The organism is uncultured Massilia sp., assembly GCF_913773735.1.
Classification (GTDB): Bacteria; Pseudomonadota; Gammaproteobacteria; order Burkholderiales; family Burkholderiaceae_D; genus Telluria.
Map to the genome: position 1 here is coordinate 63,123 of NZ_CAJYEB010000014.1, position 17,777 is coordinate 80,899.

Here is a 17,777-nt window from a genome sequence, read left to right on the forward strand (position 1 = left end):
AACTGGAACATCGATGAACAAGCACGCGCACGCCTGCCGGCGCCTCAATCTCGACCGCCTTGCCCTCCTGGTCAGCCTCGCCGCCCCGCTGGCGGCGCAGGCCGCGGGGCCGGACGAGGCGCCGGACGCGCCGGGGCCGGTCCAGCAGGTCAGGGTGAGCGGCGTGAAGGACGGCGCGGGCGCCTACCTGGCCGGCAAGGACAGCACCGCCGTCCCGCTGGACCTGACGCTGCGCGAGACGCCGCAGTCGGTGACGATCGTGACGCGCCAGCGCATGGACGACCAGCTGATGATGTCGGTGACCGACGTCGTCAACAACGCCACCGGCGTCTCGGTCAACCAGTACGAGACCAACCGCGCCGGCTTCACGGCGCGCGGCTTCGACATCGACAACCTGCAGATCGACGGCATCCCGACCACCTGGGAGCAGCAGTGGAGCGGCGGCGAAGTGGCGAGCAGCCTGGCGATCTACGACCGCGTCGACGTCGTGCGCGGCGCGACCGGCCTGATGACCGGCGCCGGCAACCCGTCGGCGGCGATCAACCTGGTGCGCAAGCGCGCCACCAGCAAGACCCTGGCCGCCACGGTGGAGGCGGGCATCGGCCGCTGGAACGAGCGGCGCGTGATGGGCGACGTGTCCTCGCCGCTGAACACGTCCGGCTCGGTGCGCCTGCGCGTGGTCGGCGAGCACACCGGGGGCGATACCTGGGTCGACCTGGCGAAGAAGGAAAGCAATACCCTGTACGCGACGGTCGACGCCGACCTGGGCCGCGCCACCACGCTGTCGGCCGGCTTCGGCCGCCAGGAAAACCGGCAGGACAGCCCGATGTGGGGCGGCCTGCCGTACTGGTACACCGACGGCGGCAAGATCGACTGGGACGTGTCGAAGACGACCTCCGCCTCCTGGAGCCGGTGGCCGACCACCTACGACAACGGCTTCGTGAACCTCGAGCACGCGTTCGACAACGGCTGGACGGTGCGCGCCAACTACAGCCACGGCGACCGCAAGTCCGATTCCTACCTGCTGTACCTGTCGGGCGTGCCCGACCGCGCGACCGGCCTGGGGATGAACGCCTTCTCGGGCTCCTACCTGACGCGCACGAAGAAGGAAGACGTCGGCCTGTACGCCAGCGGCCCGTTCGACCTGTTCGGCCGCCGCCACGAAGCGGCGTTCGGCTACATGCACATGAAGCAGGACTTCACGTCGGACAGCCGCGCCGCCGACTACGGCAGCCAGGATCCGTCGGTGGGCGATTTCAACCACTGGAACGGCGCCGCCTACCCGACGCCGGCCTGGGGCCCGCTGAGCTTCTACGAGGAAGGCACGACGAAGCAGGAAGCGCTGTACGGCGTGGCGCGGTTCGCGCTGGCGGACCCGCTCAAGCTGATCGTCGGCGCCCGCGTCACCGACTACGAGAAGACCGGCCATGGCCTGTACACCGCCGCCTATTCGATCAGGCACGACAGCGAAGTGACGCCGTACGCCGGCCTGATCTGGGACATCGACCGCACCTTCTCGGCCTATGCGAGCTATACCGACATCTTCCAGCCGCAGAACTACAAGGACCTGGCCGGCAACATCCTGGAACCGATCGTCGGCAAGAACTACGAAGCGGGCGTGAAGGGCGAATTCCTGGACGGCCGCCTGCACGGCGCGTTCGCCGTCTTCAGGATCGAGCAGGACAAGCTGGCCCAGGCCGCCGGCACGGTCGACCGCGACGGCGCCGGTCCCCTGATCCCCGAGGCGTACTACCGCGCCGCGTCCGGCGCCAGGAGCGAAGGCGTCGAGTTCGAGCTGACCGGCGAACTGGCGCGCGGCTGGAACGCCAGCGCCGGCTACACCCAGTTCCGCGCCAAGGATGCCGACGGCGTCGACCTGAACAGCGTCTACCCGCGCCGCCTGTTGCGCGTGTTCACCACCTACCGCCTGCCGGACGCCTGGAGCCGGCTGACGGTGGGCGGCGGCGTGAACTGGGAAGGCCGCACCTACACGGTCGACCCGAACGCCCCGGGCGGCACCAGCGGCCTGATCGAGCAGGAGGCGTTCGGCCTCGTCAACCTGATGGCGCGCTACGAGTTCGACAAGCAGCTGTCGGCCCAGCTGAACATCGACAACGCGTTCGACAAGAAGCACTTCGGCATGTTCGCGGCCTACGGCGCGCTGACGTACGCGGCGCCGCGCCGGGCGGCGCTGACGCTGCGCTACCGCTTCTGATCCATGCCGTCGCTCCCGCTGTCGCGGAAACGCCCAACCTGAACGCGAGGTCGCCATGCGCGCATTCTGGACCGTGGTCCATCGTTATCTCGGCCTGCTGACCGCGGGCTTCCTGTTCGTCAGCGGCGTCACCGGCGCCGTCATCTCGTGGGACCACGAGCTCGACGACGTGCTCAACCCGCACCTGATGGAAGCGCGCACGACGGGCCGCGCGCAGCCCTCGCTCGACCTGGCGCGCGAGGTCGAGGCGCGCTATCCGGACATCCGCGTGTCCTACGTGCCGCTGCATCCGCAACCCGGCGAGTCGCTGGCGCTGGGCGTGTCGCCGCGCTTCGACCCCGCCACCGGCGACCTGACCAGGCCCGGCTTCAACCAGGTGTTCGTGGATCCGGTCAGCGGCGCGGAACTGGGCAAGCGCGCGTGGGGCGCCGTGTGGCCGATCAGCCGCGAGACCTTCGTGTCCTTCCTCTACCGCCTGCACTACACGCTGCACATCCCCGAGCTATGGGGCATCGACCGCTGGGGCCTGTGGCTGATGGGCGGCATCGCGCTGGTGTGGATGGTCGACAGCGTCGTCGGCTTCTACCTGACGCTGCCGGTGCGGCGCAGGCAGGCGGGCCAGTTCGAGACCCGCAAGGGCTGGTGGCGGCGCTGGCAGCCGGCGTGGCAGGTGCGCTGGCGGGGCGGACCGAGCAAGCTGAATTTCGACCTGCACCGCGCCTTCGGCCTGTGGACGTGGATCCTGCTGTTCATCCTCGCGTTTACCGCGTTCTCGCTGAACCTGTACAACGAAGTGTTCTATCCGGTGATGCGCAAGGTGTCGCAGGTGACGCCGACGCCGTTCGACACCCGCCCGATGGCCGACAAGCAGCACTATGTCGCGCCGCGCGTGCCGTTCGCCGAGGTGGTCGAACGGGCGGGCGCCGAGGCGCGGCGGCGCGGCTGGCGCGAGCCGGTCGGCAGCATCTATTATGCGCAGGAGTTCGGCATCTACATGGTCAGCCTGTACGAACCGGGCAACGACCACGGCGCCGGCGGCGTCGGCCCCGCACTGCTGTACTACGACGGCGCCGACGGCCGCCTGCTGGGCCAGCGCCAGCCCTGGAAGGGCACGGCGGCCGACATCTTCGTGCAGGCCCAGTTCCCGCTGCATTCCGGGCGCATCCTCGGCCTGCCCGGGCGCATACTGATTTCGCTCATGGGCATCGTCGTCGCCATGCTGAGCGTGACCGGGGTGATCCTATGGTGGCGCAAGCGCGCCTCGCGCCGGGTCGCGGCGCTGCAGCGCCGGCCCATGATGCGGCGGGTCTGACGGGCCGGCCGCGGCGGGCCGGCCCTGCGGGGGGCGCCCGCAGGCGCGGTCAAGCGGGCGCGCGCCGCGGGGTGCGCCCTTACGCCAGGCGCGCGAACACCCGGCGCGCCGCGGCCACCGTTTCCGCGATGACGGCATCGTCGTGCGCCGCCGACACGAAGCCGGCCTCGAACATGGCCGGCGCGAAGTACACGCCCTCGTCCAGCATGCCGTGGAAGAAGCTGTTGAACTTCGCCTTGTCGCCGGCCATCATCTGGCCGTAGCTGGCCGGGATCGTCGACGAGAAATACATGCCGAACATGCCGCCCACGGCGTCGGCGCAGAACGCCACGCCCGCTTCGCTGGCCGCCGCCGCCAGGCCATCGACCAGCTTCTGCGTCTGCGCCGCCAGGTGCGCGTAGAAGCCCGGCTGCTGCACCAGCTTGAGCGTGGTCATGCCGGCGGCGACGGCCACCGGATTGCCCGACAGCGTGCCGGCCTGGTAGACCGGGCCCACCGGGGCCATCTTTTCCATCAGGTCGGCGCGGCCGCCGAAGGCCGCCACCGGCATGCCGCCGCCGATGACCTTGCCCAGCGCCGTCAGGTCCGGCCGGATGCCGTACAGTTCCTGGGCGCCGCCGAGGCCCACGCGGAAACCCGACATCACTTCGTCGAAGATCAGCACGGCGCCGTGCTCGGTGCACAGCTCGCGCATGCGGCCCAGGAATTCCGGGGTGGCGCGGATCAGGTTCATGTTGCCGGCCACGGCTTCCACGATCACGCAGGCGATGGTGTCGCCCATCGAGGCGAACGCGTCTTCCAGCTGCGGGACGTTGTTGTAGTCGAGGACCAGCGTGTGCTTGACGAAGTCTTCCGGCACGCCGGCCGAGGTCGGGTTGCCGAACGTCAGCAGGCCCGAGCCGGCCTTCACCAGCAACGAGTCGGCGTGGCCGTGGTAGCAGCCCTCGAACTTGACGATCTTGTCGCGGCCGGTGGCGCCGCGCGCCAGGCGCAGCGCGCTCATGGTCGCCTCGGTGCCCGAGGACACCAGGCGCACTTGCTCGATCGACGGCACCAGGCGGCACAGCTCCTCGGCGATCTCGATCTCGCCCTCGGTCGGGGCGCCGAACGACAGGCCGCGCGCGGCGGCGTCCTGCACCGCCTTGATGACCTGCGGATGGGCGTGGCCGACGATGGCCGGGCCCCAGGAGCCGATGTAGTCGATGTAGCGCTTGCCGTCGGCGTCCCAGAAATAAGGACCCTCGGCGCGCGTGATGAAGCGCGGGGTGCCGCCCACCGAGCGGAAGGCGCGCACCGGGGAATTCACGCCGCCCGGCGTGGTCTGCTGGGCGCGGGCGAACAGGATATCGTTTTTCGAAGTGGATTCGGTCATGGCTTGGCTCGGTTCTGGGTTCAGCAGGCCCCGCCGGGGGCGCGGAACAGTTTGTTGGGAATCAGGCGGCCCATGCCGAAGCGGCAGGCGTTCGCCAGCGCGCCGTCGACGTAGCCCCGGGCCGCGGCAAGGGCGTCGGCCGCGGTCGCGCTGCGCGCCATGCCGGCGGCCAGCGCGGCCGACAGCGTGGTGCCGGCGCCGACGAAGGGGCCGGGCAGGTGCTGGCGCCACGGCAGGCCGGCGACCTGGCCGTCGCGGTCGTACAGGTTGTCGGTGCGCGCGCCGTCCCCGCCGCCCACGCCCGTCACCAGCACGTGGCCGCAGCCGAGGGCCGCCAGCTCCGCCACGTCCGCCGGCAGCGCGGCATCGGTGCCGGGGTCGCGCCAGCAGTCGGCGAAGCGGGCCAGCTCCGGCTGCGACAGCATCAGCACGCTGGCCTGCGGCACCAGCAGCTGGTGCAGCAGGGTCAGCAGGTCGTCGTCGCGCACGCCCCAGTCGGGCAGGGCGCTGGTGAACGGGTCCAGCACCAGCGGCACGTCGGCATAGTCGGAAACGATTTCGGCGATCGCGGCGACCTGTTCCAGGCTGGCCATGGCGCCGACCTTGATCGCGGCGATCGGCATGTCCTCGAGCAGCATGCGGGCCTGGTGCACCACCAGGGCGTGGTCGACCGGTTGCAGGTCGTCGACGCGCGCGGAATCGGCCACCAGCAGGCCGGTCACCACGGACAGCGCGTGGCAACCGTGCATGGCGAAGACGGCCACATCCGACTGGATGCCCAGCGCGCCGACCGGGTCGGCCGGTCCGAAGGTGAGGATGAGAGGGGACGGTTGGTTTTGCACAGCGGGTAGATTAAGATACCTGACCTCCCATTTTACTAGAGGGAACGGCGAAAGACCTACAGCGCATCGCGCCGCCCGCGCCGTTCCCGTCCCCCACACCATAAGGAATCATGACGTGAGCAATGAAACGCAGCCCTACCAGACCTGGATGTGCCTGATCTGCGGCTGGGTCTACGACGAGGCCGCCGGCGCGCCGGACGACGGCATCGCCCCCGGCACCCGCTGGGCCGACGTTCCGATGAACTGGACGTGCCCGGAATGCGGCGCGCGCAAGGACGATTTTGAAATGACGGCCATCTGAACGTAACATTCAATCAACGGACGGTAATCTCCAGTCAACACGCGCGGGAATGACCCGCATTCCCGCACCGTCCCGGTCAAGTTGACTCATTGCAACACTTCGCGCACAAGCCGCAACCCCTGTGCTATCGTGCGGTTTCATGCTGAAGTGAAACGAATATGACGACGCAACCGACAGGCTTGAAGATCATGGTGATCGACGACAGCAATACCATCCGTCGTTCCGCCGAGATTTTCCTGACCCAGGCCGGCCACGAGGTGGTGCTGGCCGAGGACGGCTTCGATGCGCTGGCCAAGATCGCCGACCATCATCCGGCGCTGGTGTTCTGCGACATCCTGATGCCGCGCCTGGACGGTTACCAGACCTGCGCGCTGATCAAGAAGAGCGCCCGGTTCCATGCCACCCCCGTCGTCATGCTGTCGTCCAAGGATGGGCTGTTCGACCGTGCGCGCGGCGCGATGGTCGGCTCGAGCGCCTACCTGACCAAGCCGTTTACCAAGGACAGCCTGCTGGCCGCCGTGCGCGCGCACGCCGCGCCGGCGCAATGAAGAACAACGATGCGGAGCCCGCCGTGGCCATACACAAGATCCTGATTGTCGACGACTCCCCGACCGAACGCTACTACCTCACCGACATCCTGGTGCGCAACGGCTTTTCCGTGACCACCGCCGTCAACGGCGAGGAAGCGCTGGCCAAGATCCGCGCCGAGCGCCCCGAGCTGATCCTGATGGACGTCGTGATGCCGGGAGCGAACGGCTTCCAGGTCACGCGCGCGATCTCGCGCGACCCGGAACTGTCCTCGGTGCCGGTGATCATCTGCAGCAGCAAGAACCAGGAAACCGACCGCATCTGGGGCATGCGCCAGGGCGCCAGGGATTACCTCGTCAAGCCGGTCGACCCGCAACTGCTGCTGGCCAGCATCGCCACGATCGACGCCTGACATGGCGGCCGGCGACCTCGGCGACGTGTCCGCTCCCGGCGCACCGGCCCCCGGCGCAGGCGCGGCCGCGCGCCGGCAGCGCCTGCGCGCCTACCAGGAAAGCCTGCTCGAGCGCATGCAGGCCGCGCGCACCAGCAACGGCGCGCACGCGCACCAGCTCGGCCTCGAGATCGGCGGCGTGCACTACCTGCTCGACCTGCTCGAGGCCGGCGAGATCGTCCCGCTGCCGCCGCTGGCGCCGGTGCCGCTGACACGGTCCTGGTACCTCGGCCTGGCCAACGTCCGCGGCACCCTGGTCGGCGTGATCGACCTGGCGCGCTACCTGGCGGACGCCGCCGGGCCGGCGCCCGCGCCCGTGCCCGCCACCGGCGCGGCGCGCCTGGTGACGTTCGCCCCCGCCCTCGGTTTTCCCTGCGCGCTGCTGGCCGGGCGCGTGGTCGGCCTGCGTCACGCGGCCGACATGACGCCGGACGGCGCGCGCCTGCGCGACGCCGACGGCAAGGCCTGGACCCCGCTGTCCCTGTCCGCCCTGGTGCGCGAAGAGCGCTTCCTGCAGGTCGGGCTGGCGGACGGCGCATGACGACAACGGTTACTGCACTGGAGCTGCAATGGGATTCGCATCCAAACTGACGATGAACCTGTTCGCCAAGGGCAAGGACGGCGACACCGAAGGCGCCAGCACCGTGCTGGCGTCCCCCGACACCCAGTTCGGCGCCGGCGCGCCGGCCGCGGCGGTGGCCCACGCGGCCACCCATGTGGCCACCCATGCGGCGGGCGCGGCGTCCCACAAGCCGTCCGGCTCGGCCAGCGACGCCGCGCTGCGCCTGGGCGGCCTGCTGCGGCGCTCGCCGGCCGCGGCGGCGCCGGCGAGCGCGGGCGTGCCCGACGACGACCTGCGCCTGCCGCTGATCGGCCACCTGTCGCTGCCGCGCCAGCTGCGCATCCTGCTGCTGGCCTGCGTGGCCGGCATCCTGCTGACCATCCTGTCGCTGTGGCGCAATGCCGGCAGCGGCGCCGTCGCCGCCAGCCAGGTGCAGATCGCCAGCGAGGCGCTGATGCACTCGCAGCGCGTCGGCAAGGCCGCGCCGAACGCGATGCAGGGCGTGCCCGACGCCTTCGTCCAGCTCGAGGACAGCCGCCGCGAACTGGGGCGCGACCTGTCCCTGCTGGCCAAGGGCGGCGGCTACGGCGACCAGGACATCCCGGCCGCCTCGGGCGACCTGGCGCAGCAGCTGGCGCGCGTGCGCGGCAAGTGGGCGCAGTCGGACGCGGCCGCGATCAGCATCCTCAAGATGAAGCGCGAGCTGGTCGGCTTCGACAAGAGCCTCAAGCAGCTCGACATCCTGTCGCCCGAGATGCTGGCGCTGACCGAGGAGATCCTGACCGAGCGCACCGCGCGCGGCGGCGGCGCGCGCGAACTGGCGGCGCTGGGCCGCCTGATGATGCTGACCCAGCGCCTGTCGCGCAGCGCCAACGAATTCCTGACCTCGGGCGGCATCACCTCCGAGACCGCATTCCAGATGGGACGCGACACCACCACGTTCCGCGCCACCGTCGACGGCCTGCTGAACGGCAGCGCGCAGCTCGGCCTGGCGCCGCTGCGCGAGCCGGACCTGCGTGCCCGGCTGACCGAGGTGCAGTCGAAGTTCGACGTGTGCCAGCGCGTGATCGCCGACTTCCTCGGCCACCTGTCCGACCTCACCGCCGCCAAGGCCGCCGAGCAGGCGATCTTCCGCGACAACGAAGACCTGCGCCGCCAGCTGACCGCGCTGCAGGGCGCGCTGCGCGCCGGCGAGGGCGCCAGCCCGTGGTTCTGGCTGCTGGTGGCGGCGTCGGTGTTCACCCTGGCGACGGCCGGCTGCATCTCGCGCGTGATGCTGCAGGATTCGCGCAACCGCACCCGCGGCGCCGACGCCCGGCGCCAGGAAGCGGAAGCGATGCGCCAGCTGGCCCAGGCCAAGGAAGAAGAGGCCAAGGCCACCAACGACCAGAACCAGGCCGCCATCCTGCGCCTGATGAACGAGTTGCAGGAAGTGGCGGACGGCGACCTGACCGTGAACGCCACCGTGTCCGAGGACATCACCGGCGCGATCGCCGACTCGGTCAACTACACGGTCGAGGAACTGCGCGGCCTGGTGGTGCGCGTGATCGACACCGCCGGCAAGGTCGACGGCGCGTCGAGCCAGGCCCAGGACGTCGCCACCGGCCTGCTGGCCGCGGCGGGGCGCCAGTCGCGCGAGATCCAGGACGTGTCGGCCACCGTGCTGCGCATGGCCGGCGAGATCAACGAGGTGTCCGGCTCGGCCAAGGAGTCGGCCGAGGTGGCGCGCCAGTCGGTGGCCGCGGCAGAGCAGGGCGCGACCGCCGTGCAGAACGCGATCAAGGGCATGGGCGAGATCCGCGAGCAGATCCAGGAAACCAGCAAGCGCATCAAGCGCCTGGGCGAATCCTCGCAGGAGATCGGCGAGATCACCGAACTCATTTCCGACATCACCGAACAGACCAACGTGCTGGCGCTGAACGCGGCGATCCAGGCGGCGTCCGCCGGCGAGGCGGGGCGCGGCTTCTCGGTGGTGGCGGAAGAGGTGCAGCGCCTGGCGGAACGCTCGGGCGAGGCGGCCAAGCAGATCGGCGCGCTGGTGCGCACCATCCAGACCGACACCCACGACGCCGTCGCCGCGATGGAAAAATCGACGCAGGGCGTGGTCGAGGGCGCGCGCCTGTCCGACGCGGCCGGCGCCGCGCTGGCCGACATCTCGCGCGTGTCGAACCGCCTGGCGGAGCTGATCCAGGGCATGTCGATCGCGGCCGGCCTGCAGGCGACGTCCGCCAACGGCGTGGCGCATAATATGCAGCAGATCCTGGCGATCACCGGGCAGACGCAGGATGGCACCCAGCAGACCGCGCAATCGATCCGCGCGCTGGCGGCGCTGGCGCAGGAGCTGAAGAACTCGGTGTCGCGCTTCCGCGTTGCCGCCTGACGCCGGCTGCATGTCCCGCATGATCCCGCTTGAGTATTCGCCAAGGTAATCGATGAGCCAGACCTCGCCGGCGCCAGCGCCGTCCTTCGACGCCGGTCCCCTGTCCTGGGTGATCGGGGAAATCCGCGATGCCCTCGACCGCTCCCTGGCGGCGCTGCGCGACGCCGCCGGACGCGCGCCGCAGGCCCGCCCGACGCTGCTGCTGCATGCCAAGTCGCACCTGCACCAGGCGCACGGCGCGCTGCAGATGGTCGACGTCGGCGGCGCCGGCCTGCTCGCCGAGGCGGCCGAACGGGCCATCGACGGCTTCAAGGAAGGCACGCTGGCGCTCGACGACGCGGCCCTCGCGGCGCTCGCCGACGCCTGCGGCGCGCTGGTCGACTACCTGGCGGAGCTGGTCGCCGGCAGCGCGCCGCAGCCGCTGCGCCTGTTCCCGTACTACCGCGCGCTGCAGGAACTGCTGAAGGCGGAACGCGTGCACCCGGGCGCGCTGCTGGCGCCCGACCTCGACACCGCCGTCCTGCCGCCGGCGCCGGCCGGCCCCGCGCCCGACCTGGCCGCCAGCCGCGCGCGCTTCGAGAAGGCGCTGCTGCCCTTCCTGCGCAGCCAGGACGAAACGGCAAGGCGCGCCCACGCGCAAGAGATGCACGCGGCCCTGGCGCCGATCGCGCAGGGACAGGCCGACCCCGTGGCCTACGCCTCCTGGCTGGCGCTGCCGGCCGTGGCCGAACTGGCCGCGCACGGGCAGCTGGCCGGCGACATCTACCTGAAGCAGCTGTTCGGCCAGGTCAACCTGCAACTGCGCCGGCTGGCCCAGGGCCATGCCGAGCTGCCCGAGGCGCTGCTGCGCGACGCCCTGTTCTTCGTCGCCGCCGCGCCGACGCCGACCGCGGACGCGCGCCTGCTGCGCGCCGCCTGGCGCCTCGAGGGCCAGGTGCCGGCCGACTACCTGGAGCGCCGCTACGGCCGCGTCGACCCCGGCGCGCTGCAGGATGCGCGCGCGGCGCTGGTCGAGACCAAGCAGGGCTGGGACCGGATAGCCACCGACGGCGCCGACGGCGACCGGGCCGACGGCGACTTCGACGCGGCGCTGTCCAGGCTTGCCGGCGCCAGCGAAAAGCTGGGCGCGCCGGCGCTGGCGCACCTGCTGCGCGAGCTGGGCGAGGCCGCCAACCGCGCGATGGCGGGCGGGCGCAATCCGCAGTTCAGCCTGGAGATGGCGGAGGCGATGCTGTTCGTCGAGCACGGCCTGGACCAGGTGCGCCAGCTGCCCGAGGACTTCGGCCAGCATGCGGAGCTGGTCGGCCAGCGCCTGCTGGCGCTGGCCCAGGGCGAGGCGCCGCCGGACGCGCCGCACTGGCAGGGCGAGCTGGCGCACGAACTGCAGGGCCATACCGTGGCCGTGCTGGCGGGAGAATTGCGCGCCGGCCTGCGCCAGGTCGAGAAGCTGGTCGAGGAATACCACGCCGACCCGGCCCGCACCGCGACCCTGGACCAGGCCGATCCGCTGCTGCACCAGCTGCAGGGCGCGCTGGCCATCCTCGACCAGGACGAGGCCGGACGCGCCGCCGCGCACGTGCGCGCCGCGCTGGCCGGCCTGGCCGCGGGCGCGACGGCCGGCGACGAGCGCGCGGCCACGCTGGAGAACGTGGCGCACAACATCGGCGCGCTCGGCTTCTTCGTCGACGCGCTGGCGCAGAACGTCGACGGCGCGCGCCGCCGCTTCGGCTTCGATGCGCACGCGGGCCTGTTCCGCGAGCGGCCGCCCGAGGCGCAGCCGGCGGCCGCGTTGCCGCCCGCGCCGTCGGACGATGCGCTGCCGGCCGAGCCGCAGCCGGCCGCAGCGCAGCCGCCGCAGCCGGCACCCGGACCGGAACCGGCCGCGGCGCCCGGGGGCGACGCCGTCGAGGCCGAACTGCTGGAGATCTTCATCGACGAGGCGCGCGAGGTGCTCGGCACGGTGGGCGGCCTGCTGCCGGCGGCGGGCGAACGCCCCGCCGACCAGGACACGCTGACGCGCCTGCGCCGCGCCTTCCATACGCTCAAGGGCAGCAGCCGCATGGTTGGCCTGGAACGCTTCGCGCTGGCCGCCGCCGCGGTCGAGAAGACCATGAACCTGTGGCTGGCCGAGGCGCGCGCCGCCACGCCGGACCTGCTGGCCATGCTGGCCGACGCCCATGCCGCGCTGGCGGCCTGGGTGGAGGAACTGGCCGGCGGCGGCCAGTCCGGGCGCGACGGCGCCGAACTGGTCGCGGCGGCCGAACGGGTGCGCGAGGGCGGGGCGCATGCGCCGCAGCCGCAGCCGCAGTTGGAACCGGAACCGGAATCGGAGCCAGAGCCGGAACCGGGGCCGGAAGCGGAAGCGGAAGCCGTCCGGGCCGCGGCGCCGGACAATATCGTGCCTTTCCCGGTGGGCGAGGACAAGGTCAAGCGCATCGGCGAGCTCGAGATTCCGCTGCCGCTGTACGGCATCTACGTCGACGAGACGGCGGAACTGGTGCGCGTGCTGGGCGAGGACTTCGCCGCCTGGCGCGCCGCGCCGGGACGCGCGGCGACGCCGCAGGCGCTGGCGGCGGCGCACACGCTGGGCGGGACGTCGGCCACGGTCGGCTTCCACGCGCTGCAAGAGATCGCCGTGGCGCTGGAAGCGGCGCTGGAGGTGGCCGCGCCGCCGCTGCGGGACGACGAGTTCGCGCTGCTCGACGAGGCGCTCGAACGCGTGCGCATCATGCTGCAGGTGTTCGCGCTGGGCGAGCCGGCGCCGGCCCAGCCGGAACTGCTGGCGCGCCTGGGTGCGCTGCGCGACGCGCTGGCGCGGCGCCACGCCGACGCCGTGCTCGACGGCGCCGAGCCGGAACTGGCGCAGCGCCTCGACGCCCTGTTCGCCGCCGCCTACGAGAGCATCCTGGCCGATCCGCCGCTGGGCAGCTTGGCGGCGCTGCCGGTCGCCACCGAGCTGGCGCCGCGCGCCGCGCAAGAGCGCGTGCCGGATCCCGCCGTGAGCGAGGTCGACGACCTGTTCGACGCCTATTTCGACGCGCCGCCGCCCCCCGCGCTCGCTGCGCCCGCGCCCGCGCCGGACGACGCGCCGGACGGCGACGTGCCGTCCGCGCAGGCGCAACCGGCGCCGGAACCCGTGGCGCAGGCCGAGCCCGAACCCGTACCTGTAGCGGAAGCGGAAGCCGAGCCGGCGCCGGAAAGCGAGCCCGCGCTGGCCACCGAACCGGTGTTCGCCGACGAGCTGGACCCCGACCTGCTGCCGGTCTTCATGGAAGAAGCGGCCGATTTGCTGCCGCAGATCGGCAACGGCCTGCGCCAGTGGCAGCAGGAGCCGGCCGATGCCGGCGTGGCCCACGGCCTGCTGCGCGCGCTGCACACGGTCAAGGGCAGCGCGCGCATGGCCGGCGCCATGCGCCTGGGCCAGCACGTGCATGCGCTGGAAACCCAGGTCGAGAACATGCTGCATGCCGGGACCACCAGCCCGGTCGCCTTCGACGAGCTGCTGGCCAACTACGACCAGGCGCAGCTGCTGTTCGAGCAGCTGCAGCAGCCGGCGCCGCCGGCGGCCGCCGCGCCCGCGGCGCAGCGGTTGCCGGCCACGCCGCCGGCGCCGGCCGCGCCGGCGCCGCTGGTGCGGGTGCGCGCCGACATCCTCGACCGCCTGGTCAACCAGGCCGGCGAGGTGTCGATCGCGCGCTCGCGGCTCGAGACCCAGGTCGGCACGCTCAAGGGGGCGTTGTCCGATTTCTCGGACAACCTGGCGCGCCTGCGCCGCCAGCTGCGCGAAGTCGAGATGCAGGCCGAATCGCAGATCGCCTCGCGCCTGTCGATCGCCGGCGAGCGCGAATTCGACCCGCTCGAGTTCGACCGCTTCACGCGCCTGCAGGAACTCACGCGCATGATGGCCGAGAGCGTCGACGACGTCGCCTCGTTCCAGGATGGCATGGTGCGCGCCGTCGACAGCGCGCATACCGAGCTGGCCGCGCAGTCGCGCCTGACGCGCGAGCTGCAGCGCGACCTGATGCGGGTGCGGATGGTGCCGTTCGCCAGCCTGTCGGAGCGCCTGTTCCGGGTCGCGCGCCAGACCGCCAAGGAAACCGACAAGCGCGTCAACCTGGACATCCGCGGCGGCGCCGTCGAGATCGACCGCAGCGTGTTGGAGCGCATGGCCGCGCCGTTCGAGCACCTGCTGCGCAACGCCATCGTGCACGGCATCGAGGAGCGCGCGGCGCGCGCGGCCGCCGGCAAGCCGGAAACCGGCGAACTGCTGGTGCAGGTCAGCCAGCAGGGCAACGAGGTCGAGATCCGCTTCGCCGACGACGGCGCCGGCCTCGACCTGGAGCGCATCCGCGCGAGCGCGCGCGCCGCCGGCCTGCTGGCCGAGGGCGAGGACGTCGCCGACCGCGACGCGGCCGAGCTGGTGTTCGAGCCGGGCCTGTCGACCGCGACCACGCTGAGCGAGCTGGCGGGCCGCGGCGTCGGCATGGACGTGGTGCGCTCGGAGGCGCGCGCGCTGGGCGGGCGCGTCGACGTCGCCAGCGAGGCGGGCCGCGGCGCCGCCTTCACCATCCACCTGCCGCTGACGCTGGCCGTCACGCAGGTGGTGCTGGTGGCGAGTGGCGCGCGCACCCATGCGCTGCCGGCCGTGCTGGTGGAGCAGGTGCTGCAGGTGCGCGCCGCCGACCTGCGTGCCGCGCGCGCCGCCGGCACGTTCGACGTGCAGGGCGAGGCGCTGCCGCTGCACTACCTGCCGGACCTGCTGCGCGAGCCGGGCGCCGCCGGTGGCGCCGGCGGGCCGCGCTCGTCGCCGGTGATGATCCTGCGTAACGGTGGCGCGCGCATCGCGCTCGAGGTCGACGAGGTGCTGGGCAACCGCGAGGCGGTGGTCAAGAACATCGGCCCGCAGCTGGCGCGCATGCCCGGCGTCGCCGGCGCCACCGTGCTCGGCTCGGGCGAGATCGTGCTGATCCTGAATCCGGTGCTGCTGCCGGGGGCGAACGTGCGCCGGCCGGGGGCGCCGGGCGCCGACGCCGACGCCGCCGTCCATCCGGCGCCGCCGCGGATCGCCACCGTGCTGGTCGTGGACGATTCGCTCACGGTGCGCAAGGTGACCCAGCGCCTGCTGGAGCGCGAAGGCTACCGCGTGCTGCTGGCCAAGGACGGCGTCGACGCGCTCGAGCAGATGCAGGATGCGCGTCCCGACCTGATGCTGGTCGACATCGAGATGCCGCGCATGGACGGCTTCGACCTGGCGCGCCACGTGCGCGGCGACGCCGCCACGCGCACGCTGCCGATCATCATGATCACCTCGCGCACCGCGGACAAGCACCGCAACTATGCGCTGGGACTGGGCGTGGATGCGTATTTCGGCAAGCCGTTCCAGGAAGAGGCGCTGCTGGCGGCCATCGCGGCACTGCTGGCCTGAGCGCCGGCGCGCCGGTTCAGTCCTGCCGCAATGCCCTGAAGCGCGCCAGCGTCCTCTCCCGCGCCTGTTCGTGGTCCACCACCGGGCGCGGATAATCCTTCCCCAGCACCACGCCGGCGCGTTCCAGCGCCGCCGGCTGCGCCAGCCACGGCGCATGGATCGCCGCGCCGGCCAGGCCGGTCAACTGCGGCAGCCAGGTGCGGATGAAGGCGCCGTCCGGATCGAAGCGGCGCGACTGCGTCACTGGATTGAAGATGCGGAACCACGGCTGCGCGTCGCAGCCGGTGGATGCCGCCCACTGCCAGCCGCCGTTGTTCGAGGACAGCTCGTAGTCGTCCAGGCGGCGCGCGAAATAGGCCGCGCCGCGGCGCCAGTCGATCCCCAGGTCCTTGGTGAGGAAGCTCGCCGTCACCATGCGCAGGCGGTTGTGCATGAAGCCGGTGCGGTTCAGCTGCAGCATGGCGGCGTCGACCAGCGGATAGCCGGTGCGGCCTTCGCACCAGGCGGCGAACAGGGCGTCCGCCGCCGGACCCTCGTCCCAGCGCAGCGCATCGAAGGCCGGCTTGAAGCAGGCGTCCACGACGCGCGGGTGGCGCGCCAGGATCATCATGTAGAACTCGCGCCAGATCAGCTCGGACAGCCAGACCGGCGCGCCGGCGCCGCCGCTGCCTTCGGCGATGCGCGCCTGCAGCATGCGCACGAGGCGGCGCACGGACAGCGTGCCGAAGCGCAGGTGCAGCGACAGGCGCGAGGTGGCGTCCAGAGCCGGGAAGTCGCGCTCGCGGTCGTAGCGCGCCAGGCGCGCGGCAAAGGTATCGAGCAGGCGCGCGGCGCCCGTCATGCCCGCCTCGGGCAGCGGCCCGGCCGGTTCGGCGAAGCCGAGGTCGGCCAGCGTGGGCAGCGCATGGCCCGCCGGCGCCGGCGCCAGCGCGCCGGCATGCGGCGCCGTGTCCCAGGGCGCGAGCGCCTGCGGCTCGGCGGCCAGGCGCTTGAGCCAGGCGTTCTTGTAGGGCGTAAAGACGGCATAGGGGCCGCCGGCCTGCGTCAGGACCTCGTCCCGTTCGAAGACGACCTGGTCCTTGAACGTCTGCAGGCTGCGCCCGGCGCGGCGCAGGGCGTCCAGCACGGCGCGGTCGCGCCGCACCGCCTGCGGTTCGTAGTCGTGGTTGGCGAAGACCGACTCCGCATCGAGTTCGGCGGCCAGCCGGGGAATGTCGTCCGCGGCGCGCCCATGCCGCACGATGAGGTAACCTCCCATTGCGCGCAGTCGCGCATCCAGCTCCACCAGGCTGGCATGGATGAAGCGCACGCGCCGGTCGTCGGACGGCAGGCCGGCCAGGATGTCCGTATCGAACACGAAGGCGCCGAATACCCGGTGCGAGGAGAGCAGGGCGTGATGCAGCGCGGCATGGTCGTCCACGCGCAAGTCGCGCCGGAACCAGACCAGGGAGTTTCTCAGAGTCATCTTCTGTGTGCAGAGTCAAAGCAATCGAGAATTTTACTGTCTACCATTCCTCTGTTTTACCTCGCGTTGTATCTTTGCTGCCAGTCAACAACGCCGCTGCGATGGCCGCATGGGCAAATGGGTGTAAACTAGCGAAAAGCCCAAGCTTTACAGGAATGACAGAGAGTGAGCCAACAGAGAGTATGAGCATGAAGAAAAGTAAGGTCGGCAAATCTCTACCGATGCCCGGGATGCCGCAGGACATCGCCACCCTGGGCCAGTCCGGCGCCGTTCAGCCGCAACTGAACCTGGCTAATCATTTCCTGATCGCAATGCCGTCGATGAACGATCCGGTCTTCGGCGGCACCGTCGTCTATATCTGCGAACACAACGACAAGGGCGTGCTCGGCGTCGTCATCAACAAGCCCACCGACATGACCATGGACGTGCTGTTCGACCGCATCGACCTGAAGGTGGCCGAAGGCCTGCGCGCCAGCGTCGTCGACGAGCCGATCATGTTCGGCGGCCCCGTCCAGGACGACCGCGGCTTCGTGCTGCATTCGCCGGGCGGGCGCTATTCGTCGTCGCTGAGCGTCACGCCGGACGTCTCCTTCACCACCTCGATCGACGTGCTCGAAGCCGTCGCCAGCGGCACCGGCCCGCAGCGCATGCTGGTGTCGATCGGCTATGCCGGCTGGAGCCCGGGCCAGCTCGAGGAAGAAATCGCCCGCAACGGCTGGCTGACCGTGGGCGCCGACGCCCGCGTGCTGTTCGACCTGCCGATCGAGGAACGCTACACGGCGGCCATCAGGCTGCTCGGCATCGATCCCCTCATGCTCGCTTCCGAGGCCGGCCATGCGTGACGTCGGGGCGCGTCGGAACACCTGCGACGCGTTGCATTGCCGGCCTGCGATGCGCCGCTACGGCTGCGTTTCCCGACCGGCA

The 17,777-nt window shown here is 71.5% G+C and carries 12 protein-coding genes; 9 read left to right on the forward strand and 3 right to left on the reverse strand.

Annotated elements, in window-relative coordinates; genetic code table 11:
- Positions 1-13 precede the first annotated feature (13 nt).
- A complete protein-coding gene (locus QZ749_RS05530) occupies positions 14-2,215 on the forward strand; it encodes a TonB-dependent siderophore receptor (RefSeq protein ID WP_296944233.1) in 2,202 nt (733 codons plus the stop codon).
- A gap of 55 nt (positions 2,216-2,270) precedes the next feature.
- Positions 2,271-3,527: a PepSY domain-containing protein gene (locus tag QZ749_RS05535; RefSeq protein ID WP_296944236.1), complete on the forward strand. Its 1,257-nt coding sequence runs from the start codon at positions 2,271-2,273 to the stop codon at positions 3,525-3,527.
- A 79-nt stretch (positions 3,528-3,606) separates the two neighbouring features.
- Here QZ749_RS05535 and hemL read toward each other — a convergent pair whose 3' ends face one another.
- Together hemL and QZ749_RS05545 are read right to left on the reverse strand one after the other, a co-directional pair.
- Positions 3,607-4,899, reverse strand: a complete 1,293-nt coding sequence (gene hemL / locus QZ749_RS05540; RefSeq protein ID WP_296944238.1) for a glutamate-1-semialdehyde 2,1-aminomutase — start codon at positions 4,897-4,899, stop codon at positions 3,607-3,609.
- 20 nt (positions 4,900-4,919) lie between these two features.
- Positions 4,920-5,741 (reverse strand): bifunctional hydroxymethylpyrimidine kinase/phosphomethylpyrimidine kinase, encoded by an 822-nt coding sequence (locus tag QZ749_RS05545; RefSeq protein ID WP_296944241.1) that lies wholly within the window; start codon positions 5,739-5,741, stop codon positions 4,920-4,922.
- Positions 5,742-5,889: 148 nt separating this feature from the next.
- On the opposite strand from QZ749_RS05545, the gene QZ749_RS05550 reads away from it, so the two are divergent.
- The 6 genes from QZ749_RS05550 to QZ749_RS05575 all read left to right on the forward strand — a co-directional run bounded on the left by QZ749_RS05550 (position 5,890) and on the right by QZ749_RS05575 (position 15,388).
- Positions 5,890-6,042: a rubredoxin gene (locus QZ749_RS05550; RefSeq protein ID WP_029755924.1), complete on the forward strand. Its 153-nt coding sequence runs from the start codon at positions 5,890-5,892 to the stop codon at positions 6,040-6,042.
- Positions 6,043-6,200: 158 nt separating this feature from the next.
- A complete protein-coding gene (locus QZ749_RS05555; protein ID WP_296944244.1) occupies positions 6,201-6,590 on the forward strand; it encodes a PleD family two-component system response regulator in 390 nt (129 codons plus the stop codon).
- Positions 6,591-6,613: 23 nt separating this feature from the next.
- Positions 6,614-6,982 carry a PleD family two-component system response regulator gene (locus QZ749_RS05560; RefSeq protein ID WP_296944246.1) on the forward strand — a complete coding sequence of 123 codons (369 nt, stop codon included), beginning with the start codon at positions 6,614-6,616 and terminating at the stop codon, positions 6,980-6,982.
- A 1-nt stretch (position 6,983) separates the two neighbouring features.
- Positions 6,984-7,562, forward strand: a complete 579-nt coding sequence (locus QZ749_RS05565; RefSeq protein WP_296944248.1) for a chemotaxis protein CheW — start codon at positions 6,984-6,986, stop codon at positions 7,560-7,562.
- Between the two features lie 28 nt (positions 7,563-7,590).
- On the forward strand, positions 7,591-9,963 hold the full coding sequence (locus QZ749_RS05570) for a methyl-accepting chemotaxis protein (RefSeq protein WP_296944249.1): 2,373 nt from the start codon (positions 7,591-7,593) through the stop codon (positions 9,961-9,963).
- A 52-nt stretch (positions 9,964-10,015) separates the two neighbouring features.
- Complete coding sequence (locus tag QZ749_RS05575; protein WP_296944251.1) at positions 10,016-15,388, forward strand: Hpt domain-containing protein; 5,373 nt, start codon at positions 10,016-10,018, stop codon at positions 15,386-15,388.
- A gap of 16 nt (positions 15,389-15,404) precedes the next feature.
- Here QZ749_RS05575 and QZ749_RS05580 read toward each other — a convergent pair whose 3' ends face one another.
- Positions 15,405-16,853 (reverse strand): deoxyribodipyrimidine photo-lyase, encoded by a 1,449-nt coding sequence (locus QZ749_RS05580; RefSeq protein ID WP_296944254.1) that lies wholly within the window; start codon positions 16,851-16,853, stop codon positions 15,405-15,407.
- 188 nt (positions 16,854-17,041) lie between these two features.
- On the opposite strand from QZ749_RS05580, the gene QZ749_RS05585 reads away from it, so the two are divergent.
- Positions 17,042-17,695: a YqgE/AlgH family protein gene (locus QZ749_RS05585; protein WP_373896782.1), complete on the forward strand. Its 654-nt coding sequence runs from the start codon at positions 17,042-17,044 to the stop codon at positions 17,693-17,695.
- Positions 17,696-17,777: the final 82 nt, after the last annotated feature.